This is a genomic window from Pseudomonadota bacterium, from assembly GCA_039815145.1.
Classification (GTDB): domain Bacteria; phylum Pseudomonadota; class Gammaproteobacteria; order Steroidobacterales; family JBCBZW01; genus JBCBZW01.
This window is the reverse complement of record JBCBZW010000117.1, coordinates 1-16,306: the sequence shown is the minus strand read 5'-3', so window position 1 is coordinate 16,306 and position 16,306 is coordinate 1. Positions and strand designations below refer to the sequence as shown.

At 64.4% G+C, this 16,306-nt stretch carries 5 protein-coding genes; all 5 read right to left on the bottom strand.

Annotation, left to right across the window (positions count from 1 at the left end):
- The coding region (locus tag AAF184_20370) for a transglycosylase domain-containing protein (protein MEO0424704.1) at nucleotides 1-505 on the bottom strand (505 nt) is incomplete at its 3' end.
- 25 nt (nucleotides 506-530) lie between these two features.
- The gene (locus tag AAF184_20365; GenBank protein ID MEO0424703.1) at nucleotides 531-5,717 is read right to left on the bottom strand and encodes an MG2 domain-containing protein; all 5,187 of its coding nucleotides are present in this window, start codon (nucleotides 5,715-5,717) and stop codon (nucleotides 531-533) included.
- Nucleotides 5,718-6,356: 639 nt separating this feature from the next.
- Nucleotides 6,357-6,797: a hypothetical protein gene (locus tag AAF184_20360; GenBank protein MEO0424702.1), complete on the bottom strand. Its 441-nt coding sequence runs from the start codon at nucleotides 6,795-6,797 to the stop codon at nucleotides 6,357-6,359.
- A 505-nt stretch (nucleotides 6,798-7,302) separates the two neighbouring features.
- Nucleotides 7,303-14,916: a S8 family serine peptidase gene (locus AAF184_20355; GenBank protein ID MEO0424701.1), complete on the bottom strand. Its 7,614-nt coding sequence runs from the start codon at nucleotides 14,914-14,916 to the stop codon at nucleotides 7,303-7,305.
- An 880-nt stretch (nucleotides 14,917-15,796) separates the two neighbouring features.
- Nucleotides 15,797-16,192 (bottom strand): hypothetical protein, encoded by a 396-nt coding sequence (locus AAF184_20350; protein MEO0424700.1) that lies wholly within the window; start codon nucleotides 16,190-16,192, stop codon nucleotides 15,797-15,799.
- Nucleotides 16,193-16,306 lie beyond the last annotated feature (114 nt).

Here is a 16,306-nt window from a genome sequence, read left to right as displayed (position 1 = left end):
GACGCAGGTAGAGGGACAGGATCTCTTGCTTGCTCAACGCGCGCTCGAGCTGCAGCGCGCGCCCCATTTCCGCGAGCTTGGCCCCTAGGCTGCGCGGCCTGGCTTCCAGCAGACGTGCGGTTTGCATCGTGAGCGTCGAAGCCCCTGATACCACGCGACCATGACGAATCCACTGACCTAAGGCGCGCACCGTCGCTAAGGGATCTACGCCAGCGTGCCGATAGAACCGCTTGTCTTCGTACGCCACGAGCATGTGCAGGAAGAGCGGGTCGACGGCATCCACCGCCGCGGGCAGGCGCAAGCGCTCGTCCGCGGCGAGGCGATAGCGCAGGGGCTGACCGTGGCGATCGTGCAGCACGCGTCCGAGCATCTGCGCACGGGACAGATCCACCGGATGGCGGTGATCCAGCATCGCCAACGCGATGACCACCAGCGAGGCAACGCCTCCAAGCGCACCGATCGCGGCCAGCCACAGGCGACGCCGCGAGCTAAAGGGAAAGCGCATCACTGTCGCAGCTCGCTCGGGATCATCACTGGGCTGCCGTGATCGTCGTGCGTGCTGCTGGGCCGATGGCGCGGAAGCGCGGCGCGTACATGTCCTCCACCTGCACGCCCGGCATCGCGAACTCGCCCTCCGTGGTCGCCCGTACCAGGTAGGCCAAGCGGAAGCGCGCAGGGCCATTGACTGTCAGCGCAGCCACGTAACGATCGTCACGGGCGTTGGCGTACTCCACGTCGCTCAGGGGGCCGATCGCCAGGGGGAGCTGGGCCCAGGTGCCGCCGAGGGCACCGTTCTCGATCTCAAAGCCAGCGGGCAACAGATCCACCACAAGCAGCTGCTGCTTGTTGGCAGCGCGCGTCGATTCTCCCTCGATCACGGCGACCAGGCGCTGGCCGCGCACCACCGTCTGCGCAGTGACCGGCTCGCCCGAATCGGCGTCATACCAGCGCCGCTGGATCGCGTAGCCATCAGACTGAGGCGCGGGTGAGGTGATCGGCGCGCCACGCACGCGACGGATCAGGCGCACCTGCGTATCGCCCAGGTTTTCGATTTCTTTGGGTGTCTCCACCGGTTTCTTACCGCTCGCAAGGCCAAGGCGACCCTCGGGTACGCCGCGCTCCTGCCCATCCACCCGCAGGGACAACTCCCCAGCCGTTGCCTGGAGTTGCTCTGCTGCCAGCAGCAACCAGGTCAGCTCCTGCGTACTCATGTGGAGGGGGTCGCTAGCGGTGAGGGCCCGTTCCAGCGCTTCGCTCAAGGCCGCGCCGCGAGCACCGAGATCCGTGTGACGGGCCATGAGCGTGAGCATGGCCGCGGCATCGCGTCGATCGGAGCCATAGTCTTCGAGATAGGAGATGTTGGTGCGTGTCTGGCGCAAGGCGCGCTCGAAGAGGCGATCAGACGGCTCGCGATCACCGATCAAGGCCAGGGCTGCTGCCGCATGGGCCGTTGCGATGCGTGTGGGGAGCGAGTTCCCGTTGGCAAGGACGAAGCGTCGTACGACGGCGGGGGCCACCTTGCCCGTGCGCGCCAGGACGTAAGCGGCGTAGGCAGCGGCATAAGGTGGAGCTGCACCGTTCACCATCCCGCCGAGGGCGCGCTCCGCCAGGCGCAGGGAGGCGCTCGGCACATCGTAGCCTTGCTCTGCCGCTAGCGATAGAAACTCATAGGCGTAGGCGGTGATCCAAAGGCCTTGACCGTCGCCGAGGGACCACAGGCCGAAGCGACCGTCGTAGCGCTGACGATCCAGCACCTGCGCGATCGCCGTGGTCACTTCGTTGAAGTGGGCATCGGACTGCAGGTGCGGCAGGGCGCGGCTGATGGCCTGCTCCGTGCAGCGGTAGGCGTAGCCATCGAGTTCGGCCAGCAGTCCGGGCACATCCACGGAACTCCCGTTCGTCGCCAGCCAACTCACGTGGGCGCCGGGGTGGAAGTCTGCGGCGAGATCTCCCTCCACGGTCAACACTTCACCGGGAGCGAGAGGCGTAAGCGCGCGCGCCGTGATATTGGGTGAGGCGGGCCGCACGGCTAGCGCATACTCGCGCTTCAGAACGTTGCCATCGGCCAGGTCGATCTCCACGGCGAGGTCAGCGACGCCCGGCTCCTGCGCCGTCAAGCGTACCGGCAGCACCTGGCCTTCCCCGGGCGCCAGCGTGATGTCACCCGCTGCCAGTTCCACCTGCACGGGGCCCGCAGCCTCGATGGCGAGGCCGAAGGTCATCGGCGCATCGCTGGGATTGCGCAAATCCAGGCGCGCGTCGGCCCGATCTCCCGGGGCAAGGAAACGCGGCAGCACCAGCTCGGCCACCACGGGATCGCGCACCAGCAAGGGCGCGTCGCTCGCCCCCAGAGAACGATCAGTCCAGGCCACGCCCATCAGGCGCAAGCGGCCGTTGAAGTCTGGCAAGTCCAGGGTGATCGTGCCGCGTCCCTGCTCGTCGAGGAGCACATCCCGTTGGTACAAGGCCACCAGGCGGGAACTGCGCACGGCCAGCCCCCCGAGATTGTCTTCAGCGCTGTCGCCACCGGAACGCACTGCGCCCAAGGGGCCATCCAGGGGCGCGATGAGGTCACCATAGACATCCCGTACGTCACCGCCCAGGGCGCGCTGCCCAAAGTAGTGCTTAGCTGGATCTGGCGTGGGGAAGCGGGTGAGGGCGAGGACGCCGGCGTCCACCGCCGCCACGGTCATGGCCACGCGCCGCCCGCCGATACCCGACGGAAGGTCCACGGAAACGGGAATCGTCACAGGGCCGCGCGGCCGCGTTTCCGGGGGAGGACTGAGCGTCACCGCCAGCCTGCGTTGCGCCACACCCACTTCCACCCAGGCAAGGCCCGTAGCGCGTGTCGGCAGCGGTGAAGGCTCACCCGCACCAGGACGAAACGCGGTGACCATGAGGTACAGGCCGGGACTCCAGGCAGGATCGATGTCGAAGGTGATCTCGCGCCCTGCTTCGGGCAGCTCCACCTCGAAGCTTCGATGCAAACGCTCGTTGCCGAGGGTAACCAAGGCACGGCCGGCAAACGGCGCGTCGATGAACGCCGTACGTTGCATGCTGTTACCGTCCGCCGGCGGGCGCAGGGTCAGGTCCAGGGCATCGGGCACGTTCGCCACCCCGGCGCCGCGCCACCAACCCACGTTGAAACGCCGCGAGGCAGAGGCCGTGCCTCCCCCGTCGAAGACATCCAGGCGATAGCGCCCCGGCGGCAAGCGTCGTTCCAGAGCGAGGCGCCCCTCGCTGTCGGCGACGCCTTCTCCACTCACCACCGGCTCGTCGATGACGTTCGCGCGCCATTGCCAGCGCCCGCCGCTGCTGTACCACAGGTAGTTGTGGCGCTCGCGCACGAAGCGCCAGCGCAGGGGTGCCTGGGATACGGGTGTTGCCTCTGGACTCAAGGCCACCAACTCGAAGGTGGCGGCCTCGCCCTCCGACACGCCGGCGCCGAACAGTGTTCGTAGGCCCACGTAGCGTTCGTGCGTGTCGATGGCCGCCGTCGCGGTCTCGTACACCGCGCGCCCGCCCACGTCGTCGACGGCGGCCGTGGCGCGCACGCGTAGGGGTTGGCTGCGATCGGCAATGGCCGGAAGCGGCAACTGGAGTTCGGCCTCTCCCCTCGCATCGGTACGCGCCGCTGGCAGGCTTTGCAGCACGGGCGAGAACTCCAGCTCCTCGCGACCAAAGCTGAACGCCTCGTAGCCCGCGAAGGGCGTCGGGTCCGCATCGATCAGCAGCTGTACCTGCACGGGGCGATCAGCCGCCGGCGCGCCGTAGTAATAGTTGGCCGCCACGCTCACGGCACCCCCGCCGCCCGCTTGCAGACGCGGGGCGGACATCGATGCCTCCACCTCGATGTGCGGCGGCACGAAGTCCTCAACCTGGAAGCTTGTACTGCCGACAGGCATACCGTCGGGATCCAGGCGAGCCGTCACGCCCCACTGACCAGCATTGGCCGTATTGGCGATCGGGATCGATAGGTGAGCGGCGCCCAGAGCATCACTCGTCAGCACCTTCTCCAGCACCACCAGGCCGCCGGGTTTGGTGACGCGCAGGGTGAGCGGCAGGTCAGCCAGTGCCATGGCCCGAGGGTCCCGCAGCAACAGGCTCAGCTTCACGGTCTCGCCGGGGCGGTAGATGCCGCGTTCCGTGTACAGGAAGGCATCGGCGGGGCCAGGTGCCGGTCGACCGCTCACGCCTCGCTCGGAAAGATCGAGGGCCGCCCCCGTCAGGGGGAGGAAGTTGTAGTCGCTGCCATCACGGGCGGTGAGGAGCGCCGGCCCGTCACCACCTTTGCCCGCCGAGAGGCCAGGCGCGAAGCGCGCGTAGCCCTGGTCATCGGTGGTTACCTTGCCAAGGACACGGTTGTTGCTGGCGACGAGCGTGAGTTCCACCTTCGCCCGGGGCAGCGTGTCCGCCAGGGAACGGGCGAACACGTGCAAACCGTCACTCGCGGAGAAGGTGGTCAGGCCGATGTCGGAGACCACCAGCCACTGGGTGGCCGCAAGGCTGTAGTCGTCGGCCAGAGGCGCGGACAACACGTAGATGCCCTCTCCCTCCTGCGCCAGCAGCTGCTCCACGGGGAGGTTGGTGATGACCTCACGGTCCGCCACGGACTGCACCTCGAGCGTGCCCTGCCACAGGGAGCTTCCCAACTCATTCTCCAGGCGCGCCCGATGCCAACGCGAGAGCGGTTGGCGTAGCAGCGAACGCAAGTCCTGGTTCACCAGGTTGCGATCGTCGACGCGATAGAGTTCCAGCGGCACCTCATCCAGGTTCACCGTACGCACGGGAATCAGCGCATCCGCCGTACGTGGCAACACGTAGGCGCCAGGCGAGAAGGCCACGGAGGGCTGGCGATGGGGCACCTCGACGGTGCGTTGAAGCGGTTTCTCCAACACCTCCCCATCACCGGCGGTCAGCCCCTTGTGCAAGGTCAGGGCGTATTGTGTGCCGTGAGCGAGGCCCGCAATGCACAGCTGCTCTCCCTGCACGGTCACCAGTGCATCGGGCGCGGGGGTGATCTCGACCAGGTCGCTGAGCGGAATCGGCTGCACGGCGGCCAAGGATCGCGATAGGCGTAGGCACACGCGCGGCAGGGCCTGCTCCGCCTCCGCGTTGATACTCATGATGCGCAAGCGCAGGCGCTCTTCCAGTGCCTCCCAGGCTTCCCGCACGGGGGCGGAGTCGTGGAGGGTCAGGGCGATCGCCGCCACTTCCCTCGCCGTGTCCCGACGACTGCGGTCGGCGTAGCGATCTGCCAGACGTAGGAGCGCACTTGCCCGCTCTTGGGCAGACTCGGCAATTGTATAGAGATGCCAGGCTGCGCCCAGAGCTTCATCCTGTGCGCGATTGTTCTGGCGCCGGTCATGCAACGCAAGCCACGCTCCCGCATCCCAGGGACTATCGTAGGCATTCAGTTCGAGCTGATAGCGGCGCCGCAAGCGATCTGGGTGCTCTTCGCCGAGAAGCTGCAACTCCTGAAGGTTAGCCCTCGCCTTGATCAGCTCGGCTCGCTCGAGACGCTCGCGAATGGCCTCGAGCTCGGCCATCAGGGCCGCTTCCGCATGGGCGGCGTCCGTGGGCAGGTCGAGCTCCTCGGGCGGCTCGGCGCTCTGGCTGTGAGCGCCGCTGGCGCCAAGCAACGCGATCATCAGGACGGTCGCAGACGTGTGCAGGGCTTTTGTGAGCAAAGGCCACGGGAAGGGGCGGCGGGTCATGCGCATACTCCAGTGAAGGACCGCCAGGCTGCCGTCTATGGCAAGGCTGTGTCGATGGCCCCAGGCTACCACCCTGGCGCGGTGCGAGATTTACGCGCCACCTGTTGCGCAACGTCACCGTCTCCGACCGCCATCCGGAAGCAGATCTCGGGCATGCCGCAAACCCCTACCAACTCAGCGTCCCGATTCGAAGGGGGGCGTCAGCCCACCTGACGCTGCCAATCGTATCGGGTCTCGGCCGCGCTCGACTACTACCTCACGACGATCACGCGTTTCAATTGCCTGTCAGTACGACTCGGCGACACCAGGCTGCCACAACAAAGATCGCCAACGGCGCGTACCAGTGAAAGAGCCCGCGCACCATCTGGAGCAATTCGAGTCGTCCCAAGTCAGGGGCCAGCAGGACTACCAGCGCCATGCAAGTCCACGTAGGGGTTAGTCGCGGCCCATCGACTCGCCGTGCAAGCGCTGCTCGAGCGTGTCGACGATGCGAGCATCCGCGAGGAGCTGAGTGAGGTACTACGGAAGCAAGATACGGCACGGGCCGTGCCCGCCGCGCCGCGGCGGTGAACGCCCGGGCCCTGATCTAATGGATGACGTTCGCCAGTTGATAGACCTCGAGCATCAGACCGACACCCGCTAACAGAATGCCCAGGGTGCCAATGGCTCTTCCTTCGACAAAGCGGGTCGCGAAATCTGATCCACCGACGACAGCAAGTAGAGTACCAGGCAAAGCAGCAGCAATCCGAGTGTCACGACGACAAGTAGTACGACGAGGCTGATCAGTTCAGGGATCAGCCACGCGATAGAGACGGCGTCGGCGGTGAAGGCCTGCCAGGCGTTGGTGGCGAAGACGATGAGTATGGGGAGGGTGCCGAGATTCAGGACGACCCGGAGCAGCTTGCCGAGGCTGTTGGACAGCCGCTGTTCCGCGTCGGCCCCCTTCTCGTGGCGACGGCGCAGGTCTTCGATGGGCGCGGCCAACCTACCCAGGTAGGTCGCAGTCTGGGCCGCAGTACCGGGCACGCGAACCTCAATGAAGGCGAGACTGAGGCCTGCCAGCTCGAGCAGAAAAGTCACTATCTAAAATTGCACATCGCCGGGCTGGAGCACCGCGATCACCCTGTCCGCCTGAAAGCAGCAGAGTACAAGCCCGCTGCGCGATGCTCCAATCCGTAGTCAGCCCGGCGGCCTGATGCGGTTGTCGTGATGTCTCCAATCGTAGATCTTGGATCGAGCATCGTCGATGCTGGCGAACCAATGCAGATCCAGGCAGTACTCTCGGAACTTGCCGTTGAAGCTCCACGAACGCGTTCTGAGTTAGATTACCTGGCTGGATGAAGCTCAGCTTCACCTTCGTTCGCTGTCACCAGAACATCGCTTGCTGGTCAGTTGTAGACCATTGTCGAGAACGATACTGCTAGGTAAGGCTCTGCGTTCGGGCGGCACCGTGTCGGCCGCCGCCCGGTAAGTGGTACGAGCTGTTGTCCGTGCTTTGCCGACGGAACCACCAGTCGCCTACCCACGCCACCTGGGAGGTAGGCGGCGCAGGTTAGGCACTTGCGGTGGCCGCGGGAGGGCGACGTCAGGTCCAGTGCCTTCGCTCTGGTGAGTTAGTACGACTGGTGACCATGAGCAGGAGGACAAGCACCAACAGCTCACTGCCAAGGCCCCCGCCGCCCCCGGCGCTGCCCCCGCCGTTACTTGGCGCGCCGCCGCCGCCCGTGGGTGGCGGCGAGGATGAGTCTGGGGGCGCCGCGTCTTGATCATCCATTTCTTCCGGTGGGGGCTCCTCCTCTTCCTCCGGAGGCGGCTCTTCCGGCGGCGGCGGAGGATCGGGTGGGGGTTCCTCAGCCGGCATGGGTTGATCTGCGTCCGTTGGGCTGACAGCCGCTAGCAGCGGGGCGCCGTTTGCACCGAAGGGGTCTGTGCCGAGGAAGTACTCCTCAAGGGTGTCCAGGCCATCTCCGTCGAAGTCGTGTCCGTCGTTCTCCAGCGCGGCCAGCTGAAAGCTGTTTTCCCACTCGTCGGGAATTAGGTCTTCATCGTAATCAGCCCCAGGGACATTGACGAAACGGTCGAAGGTCGAGGGTAGCGCGTCGCCTATGCTCCATTCGAAGCGCAGTACGTGGTAGCCGTTGCTCACGGCTACTGCCCGGTTTCTGACTATCGCCGCTGGCTGCCCATCGAAAGTAACGGATGGAATGACGAAGTGATCCTCGTTCCAGCGCAGCACGCCCTCCTGGAACAAGCCCCGGACTTCGAGGTAGCGGATCTTAGGGGCCGTCGCGACGGATACGGCCAGGCTTAGGGTTTGGTGACCCAGTGGTGAGTCGGTGATGAACTCGATCGCATCGTTGTCGTTGGCTCGCCAGCCAGGCGGCAAACGCCCGTCCTCGAAGGACTCCACCGGCCACGCAATGAACGTCGGCAAGGAGGCGCTGTCCAGCGGGTCGGTGTTGAACCATATTTCGCGATCGTCCGTAAGGCGGTCCCCGTCGCTGTCGGTTTGCCGTGGATCGGTGCCCAGGACCGACCATTCGAGCCAGTCATCGAGGGTATCGCCGTCCGTGTCGCTCAGGAGCGGATCAGTCAGTGCGAGGAGCAGCTCGTCGAGATCACCGACCCCGTCCCCGTCGCTATCGATGCGATCCGGCCGGGTGTGCAGCGAGAGGTATTCCTCATCGTCACTTAGTCCGTCGCCATCGGTATCGATGTGGTTAGGTGCACTGCCCGCGGCGAACTCCTGCTCAGTGGTGAGTCCATCGCCATCGAAGTCCATCGCCGGTTGAACGGACTCGGTGGGATAGCGTGCAGCCCACGCTTGCGGCACGGTGTCGTTCTCTCCACGCGGCGCTAAATCGACGGCGGTCACGACACCGTCCCAGAGCGCATAGAGGCGGGCATCGTTGCCGAGGGCAAGGGTACCACCCTGATCCAGCACCCAGACCTCCTCGCCCGTTCGAGCATCCAGCACGATGGTCTGGGAGTTGTTCGAGACGAATACGAAATCGAGCGTACTGACGATGCTGCGCAAGGTGCCGGGAACACTGGCGTTCCAGAGGATGTCGCCATTGCTCAGTGCGACGGCAAGGATACCGCCGCTAGCGGCGGTCACGTAGGCGGCAGTTGCCCCTGCAGACGGTGCCGGGCTGCTTTCGACGCCACCGGTACGCCACACTTGCTCACCGGTGCGTGTGTCCATCCGCACCAGTTCGTCGCTGCGAGTGATGTACAGGACGCTTCGCTCAGCCGACAGGACGGGCTGCGGCGCCGTGTTGCTGTCAACGTCCTCCAACGGGAATCTGCGTAGCTCACGCCCCGTGGGATGGAAGGTATACAAACTGTCATCGAAGTACCGCGCTGGTTCACCGATCAGCGTGCCAGCGCCGTCGCTGCGGACGGAAACAGGATGGAGAGCATCGATCAACAAGCCACGTTCGCGGGCCCTGAGGTCTTCCACGGATATGAGTGCCAGCCCGCCGAAGATGTCCGTAGTGGGAACGAACGCGGTAGCACCTGCCAGCGATACTCCCGCTGGGGACAGGCTCCCGCGCTCATAGCCTCGCGCGGCGAGCCCGGTGCCCGTCAAGGGCTGCCTGAGCGTTGCTGTCAAGGTATCCAGCTCGACTAATTCGCGGCCACGGAAGGTGTGCAAGGGAGTCCGCGGGAGCACCCATCGGGTGGCGCCATCCCGAGGATCGAGGGAGACACTGCTTCCGCTCACCGCTACGATCAGGCTGCCCGGTCCAGTGGTGAGACGCTGGTTCAGGTTGCCGGCTCCACCGGCCTCATCCGCAACGAAGCGACTCCACGCCACCGCGAATTGGGACGGTTGTGCAACAGATACCGGTAAGTGCCGGCGACCGTCGGAGTTGCTGCCGTCACTGCTGAAGGTCGGGGTGTAGGGCCTGTCGGTGGCATCCCTCGGGTCGCTGCCGCTCGCGTATTCCTCAAGCAGGCTGAACCCATCGCCATCGCCGTCGTCGGCGAGTTCGCCCGGTGTCGCCGCTACCGTGGGTGATGTCCCAGTCATGACTTCCCAACCGTCAGGTAGATCATCGTCGTCACTGTCGGCGATCAGCGGGTGGGTACCGTACTCCTCGATCTCATCGCGGTCGGAAAGACCGTCGTCATCACTGTCGTAGCGACGCCAGTCGGTTCCGAGCGCGAGCTCCTGGGCGATCGAATAGCCGTCACCATCACGATCGGTCGTGAGGTCTGTGGCATCCAGAGGGGCGAAGGCGTTGGTGAGTTCGAAGCCATCGTCGAAGCCGTCCCCATCGCTATCGCGAGCGAGGGGGTCTGTGCGCGTAGCGAGAGCCTCGACGCCGTCGTCCAAGCCGTCGCCGTCCGTGTCCGCGAGCGTAGGCGATGTGCCTAACTCGTTGGCTTCGAGTGCGTCATCCAGCTCGTCTCGATCAGTGTCGGCACGGGCGGAGGACGACGCCAGCATGAGCTCCTGGCCGTCGTCCAGCCCATCGCCGTCCGTGTCCGCGACCAACGGGTCTGCGCCAGCGAGGAACTCCCCCAGGGCAGTGACGCCATCGCCGTCATCGTCGCTGCCCGCGTCGTCGGCGTTGGCGCTGTTGAGGCCGTTCAGGCTTTCCCACCAATCGGCTATGCCGTCACCATCACTATCGGGCCCGCTAGCCGGTACCACCGCGAGCTGGCCGCAGCAGCTGGGCAGCGCTGACGAACGCACGGAAAACGTGGTGGGGTCTATAAAGGTCACCAGGGTGCCGTTGAGGGCTATCAGCCCCTCACCTGGTCGGTAGTCCAGATCATCCGCATCGAAGGTCAAGCGAGCGATCACCTCGCCCACCTGACTCAAGGCGATGATCTCATCGTCGCTGGCAATGAACACCTCGCTGAGCTCGCTCACTGCAAGCTGGCGGGCCATCGGCACGTTGGGTGCGAACTCGAGGGTCCGCAGGGGCTGCCCGGTGGGAGAGAGCACCGTGATCAAGGTACCGGAGGAAGCCAGTGCGAAGACGTTACCCGTGCCGTCGACGGCGAGGTCCCGGTAGGAGTCCTGCAGACTGAGTGACCCGAACTCGTCCGAGGCGAGATCGTAGTAGGCAAGGCCCGGTTCGTTCAGATTGCGGTAGAGGCGGGTGCCGCTCGCGATCACCTTCGGGCCCCCCGTTAACTCGATCAACACTGAGAAGCTCGTCAGGGGGTCGAACAGCCAGAGGCCCTCCTCGTTACCGAAGATCACGCGATGGTCGTTGGAAAAGGCGACTTCGGAGGAGAACGCGGAGTTGGGAAACAGCAACGGCTGCCGGACAAGCTGGTCCCCAACCGTCAGCTCGAGCAGCTCAGATCCGGCGTAGAGCAGGCTACCGATGTGCTGCGCGATGTTCCCAAGGGCGGTGAACTCGAGCGCATCGACACGAGCCATCGCTTCCCCGTCGGGGAGGAACCCATTGAACTCAAGTCTGATCCGGTGCTGACCTGGCGCCAAGGGCAGACGGACTCGGGTAGTGGTGCTGTCGTTGATGCGCGCCCTCTGCACGCCGTTGACGTATACCCGCAGCTCACCGGACCTGTCGCCGGCGGCGTCGAAGGCAAGCTCTCCTATGGTTGTAAAGAGAACGAATTCGGCAACGGTGTTCTGAAGGTCAGGCGCCTGCGGTGCGACGAGCTCGAAGGTGCCGTCTGTGCCTCCTGGGCCTACCTCCCAGGCGCGACCTGCGTCGAAGGGCGTGCGCCATGCGGGCGGGAAGCCCGCTTCGAAGCTCTCCTCGTAGGCGAGCTGTTGTTCTGGCGTAGAGCTTGCATCCAGAGGGTCAGTGGCGAAGACGTCGCGCTCATCGCCGTCCTGGAAGCCATCGCCATCCGTATCGGCGTCCGTTGGGTCGGTACCTAGTACGTTCAACTCCACGCCATCGTCGATGTAGTCGAAGTCCGAGTCAGGCTCCAGCGGTGAGGTGCCGAACTCGTTGACCTCCAGACCATCGTCGAGGTCATCGTTGTCTGTATCCGGGTCCTCCGGGGCGGTGCCGAGGGCGAATTCCTGACCGCGCGTAAGGCCGTCACCATCCTCATCGGTGTCACCGTCAGCACGATCCAGACGATCGAAACCGTTCGCTCGTTCCCAGTAATCCGGAAGTCCGTCCCCGTCGGTGTCGCCCCACAGGTCGATGGCAACGCCCCTGCTGGTTTCGAACAACGTTCCGTCCGTACCCAGGAGCAGTCCGCCGGTCATGAACAGGTCATCGAAGCCCCGATTGAGCTCGGCGCCTGTCTGCACATCGACGGTGACGACGAACTCCCTGACATCGAGGAATAGCGCGTTCTCTGCCGCAACGAAGCTATCGATCAGTTGCCCACCGCTATCCCATTCCCACACCTGACTGCCGTCTGTCGGGTCGAGCATCAGGATGCCGGCGCCACCGGAAATCGCTAAGCCGTGACTGGTGATCGCGGCCGTGAACGTGAGACGCCCTTGAATCTGCTGTTGCCAGAGGACGTCGCCGCTACTGAGATCAAACTTCGATACGCAGCTTCCACGTTGGATCCCGTACGCCGCCTCGCCGCGCCGGTCGATGAGGACCTGGACATCGCCAGTTCGCTCGCAACTCGGGATGTCCATGGTGTACTGAATAACGCCGGTCTCCGGGTCAAGGGCGGTGAGATTGCCCTCTCGGGTGATGCTGAGGACGTGCTTCCCGTTTGCCGCTAGGTCACCCGTCGCGGCAATCGGTGCACTCCACAGTAGTTCACCTGTCAATACGTCTGTGGCCTGCAGCCGCTCGCCGAACCCTGGAAATCCATCCATGTAGTAGAAGCGGCTACCCTCGAGCACGGCTTCTCCGTTGGGCGAGCCCTGAGGCCGGATGGGCCAGCTGGCGACCTGTTCCCCGGTCGTCAGGTCCCAGGTGGTCACTTCTGAACTCCCATCGCGGACGATCAACTCACCTACGGTGCCAACACCGCGCCCCGAACCCGCCGGGTTTTGCCAGAGCACCGTTCCGTCTACGAGGCTGAACGCCGAAAGGCCGCCCGCGCCGGTGACCAATGCGCCATCAATCAGTATGCTGCCTTCGATGTTCGCTGCCGTGGAACTAGCGACCCAGCGTACGGACATCTGATCGACGCGCGCGACGATTGGCCGATCGGCACCCTGGCGTGCATCCCCGCTCATGCTCGTCCAGGTTTGTCCCGCTGGGATGTCGCGTGGATCATTCGGTGCCGTATCCCCTTGGAACTCACCGAAGGCGCTCACCAGGTCGCCGTCCAGGTCTGTGCTGGCATCCCTCAGATCGAGGGGATTCAGCGCGAACCGGACCTCCCACCCGTCGGGTGTTCCATCATTGTCTGTGTCCGGTTGATTCGGGTCGGTACCTGCAACCGTCACCTCGGTGTTGTCATCCAGCTCGTCGTCGTCGGTGTCCGGGTCGAAGGGATCGGTGTCTGCTTGAAACTCGCCCAGGTTGCTCAGTCCGTCGTCGTCTGGATCCTCGGCACTGTCGTCGCGAAGCGGATCGAGGCTGATGCTGACCTCGTACCCGTCCGGGAGGCCATCCCCATCCGTATCGAAGGCGTTAGGGTTGGTGAGCAACTCCTCGACTTCCCGCGCATCACTCAGCGAGTCGTCGTCGGAGTCGACATCGAGAGGATCGGTGAGCAGCTCCTCCACCTCACGGCGATCATCCAAGCCGTCCCCATCGCTATCTGGTGACAGTGGATCGGTGAGCAAATCAACCAGTTCACGGCGATCGTCCAATCCGTCTCCATCCGTATCCGGCGACCGGGGTGACGTCCCAGCGGCGAATTCCTCCCTGTTCGAGAGCCCGTCACCATCATCATCTGCCGGACCATCGCTTGGATCATCCGTATCGAAACCTTCTCTGAGTTCGTAGAGATCCGGTAAGCCGTCGGCATCGCGATCTACCTCGAAGCCCGGCAGTCGCAGGCGCCCGCCGGTCACCGTGCGGCCAGCGAGGTCAGGCAGCGGATCCACCGCAGCGAACAAGATTTCCCGGACTGTTCGCCCGGAGGCCTCTGGATCGAAAGAGAGCACGAAGCCTGCGGCGCCCGCTACGTGCGGTGCAGCGAAGGACGTGCCGTTTTCCTGACGGTACGAGCCCCCTGGAGCGGTGCTGAGTATCGAGCTGCCCGGAGCGCCAAGATCGACGCTGAGCGCTCCTGTGTTCGAGCTGAGTGACAGGAGATCGAAGACGGTCGTCGATGCTACCGAGATGACATTGCTGTTCGCATAGGCGGCGGGGTAGTCGGGTTGCGTGTCGATATCGACAGCATCATTGCCGGCAGCCGTCACGAAGATGATATCCAGATCCTCGTGCCGAGAGATCGCCTGGAGCAGGGTAGGGGATGCGGGGCCGCCCCATGAGTTGTTGGTGATCCGTACGTTTACTCCAGCACGGCGCAAGTCGGCGAAGTAGTCGAGGCACGTCACGGCGTCTGCGAGGAGCCCGAAGCCATCGGCTTCGATGAATCGGCAGGCTGCGATCTGCGAGTTCCAGAGGATCCCGGTGATACCCTCTCCGTTGTTCGCCTCCGCTCCGATCACTCCCGCGATGTGAGTGCCATGGCTCTCGGCATCCTGAGGGTCACCTATGTTGCGTACCGCATCGATCCCGTGGATGTCATCGATGTAACCGTTGCCATCATCATCGATTCCATTGCCTTCGATCTCCCCTGGGTTGCGCCAGAGATTGGCCAGCAGGTCCGGGTGGGTATAGTCCATCCCACTGTCGATGATACCGATGACGAAATCGCGGGTGCCGGTGGATAGCTGCCAGGCCTCCGGCGCATCGATGTCCGCGTCCGCCTGGCCGCCGAACTGACCTACATTGTCGAGCGCATACTGATCTTCGAAGAGAGGATCGCTTGGGATGACCCGACTGGGACGATAGACGAGGTTCTTCTCGATGCGACTGACACTTGCCTCCTGCGAGAGCAGTGCGATGGCTTCGGGGACCGAGAAATCGTCAAACTGAACCAGCAGCAGATCTGGCTGTCGCGCGAATCGTTTGCTGACTGTGGCGCCTAGGGAGCGCAGAGTAGACTTGCGCTCATCCGGTGTTGCATCGGACGCGAAAACGATAAGGAGCTGTTGGGTGGCGTACTCCGTACCGTCCGTGTCGGTGACGATCGTGCGTGCTGGCGGGTCGGCGCGCGGTGCAATCGGCCGGGGATCAAAGACAGGTGACGTCGGTAGAACTTGCACTGACCGTGGGTCCCCGGAAGGCGACTCCGTCCATCCGGTGCTCTCATTTGCAGCCTTCCCACCATACAGCGCGACTACACCGATCAGCACGGCGCATACGAACGAGAAGAATAGCCACCGCCTGGGGGGCCAGTTCGTGCTTAAAAAGCGTTTCATTCCTGTCCTGTGCTGCGGTCGGGCGCTCTCCGATTGGGCGGGCGCGTTTATGTCACATTGCGTGAGAGGCGACGTAGCCGGGGCCAATCAATGTGGCGTATTGGTCTCTTTCAGCGACTTTGGATGCTAGCAAAGCTCGCGTAGCGTTGGGAGAGAATCAGCGTCGGTCGCGCAGCAACCTCTTGGGTGTGCTAGGCGGCGAAGCTTGTCGGTGGTGTACCGTTGGCGCCGTTCGGGAATGCAAACGCTCAACGGGTGAGGCGATCGGATATGCGCTCAGTGCGGTCGCGCCTTAGGGAGGCTGCTTGAGCTGTTCTCCAGCGATACCCGATGGACAGGGCGCGATACGATGTACACCTCCACGTGGTGTGCAGGAGTCTCGCCTGGCTACTCTGTGACGTGTCGTGCTGCCACCCGACAGCCCTGTTGCAAGCGCATGGGTATCGTGCGGGGCGAGTTACGCCGGAGGGCAGAGCCAAGGCGGAGAGTCAGGGCATCCCGTCGCTTGAGCAGTACGAGGAAGACGTTTCCAAGGGCGATGGCTGATTCCCGTATCAGCTTGCGGCGACTCCTCGCGCCGCCAATCGTAGGGATGTCTTTCAAGCTAATGTGCATGATGGGTGTTTGCTCGACCAGTGACACGATGAGCGCTGCGCATATTTTGCCCTCGGTACGGCCGTCAGACGCAGGGCACAATGCAGGGTGGCGGGATGCGGCTACGCCTCTAGTCGTGCGGGCCGATCGTCATGCCGCGTGTCCAGGCGATCCGCTTCGGCCGACCAGACGGCCAGTCAGTGCTCACACTGCGCCGCGTGGGCGCGAGCGCACACACCGCTTCCTCGAGTCGCCCCGAGGCATGGGCCTTGCGCAAGCGGGCCTCATCGAGCTCGTCTATCGGCATAGCACAGCTGCGTTGAGGGTCTTCACCGTTCTCCCAATCGATCTGTTCGGTGAACACAGAGACAAATTGCTGGGCGCACCGCTCGCAGCGTCGCAGCTTCACGCTGAAGTGAGACTCGGCGATGAGCGCGTGGGTCACGGGCACCTTGGGCCAGCACGCCGCCGCCGCCTCCACGTCGTCGGGGAGGCAGACCTCGCAACCGAAGGCTTCGCTTGCCACGTGCCCGTGTCCCTTAGCTAATAGCGATCGAGTTGCGCGAGCACGGCCTCACCGGCCTGAGCGGTGCTGAGCGCGGTCGGCGCATCCCCCGCCAGGTCGCGCGTGAGCGCGCCG

Bases quoted from the DNA above. Each gene is read 5' to 3' on its own strand.
- AAF184_20365 (MEO0424703.1), bottom strand. From the start codon at position 5,717: ATGACCCGCCGCCCCTTCCCGTGGCCTTTGCTCACAAAAGCCCTGCAC.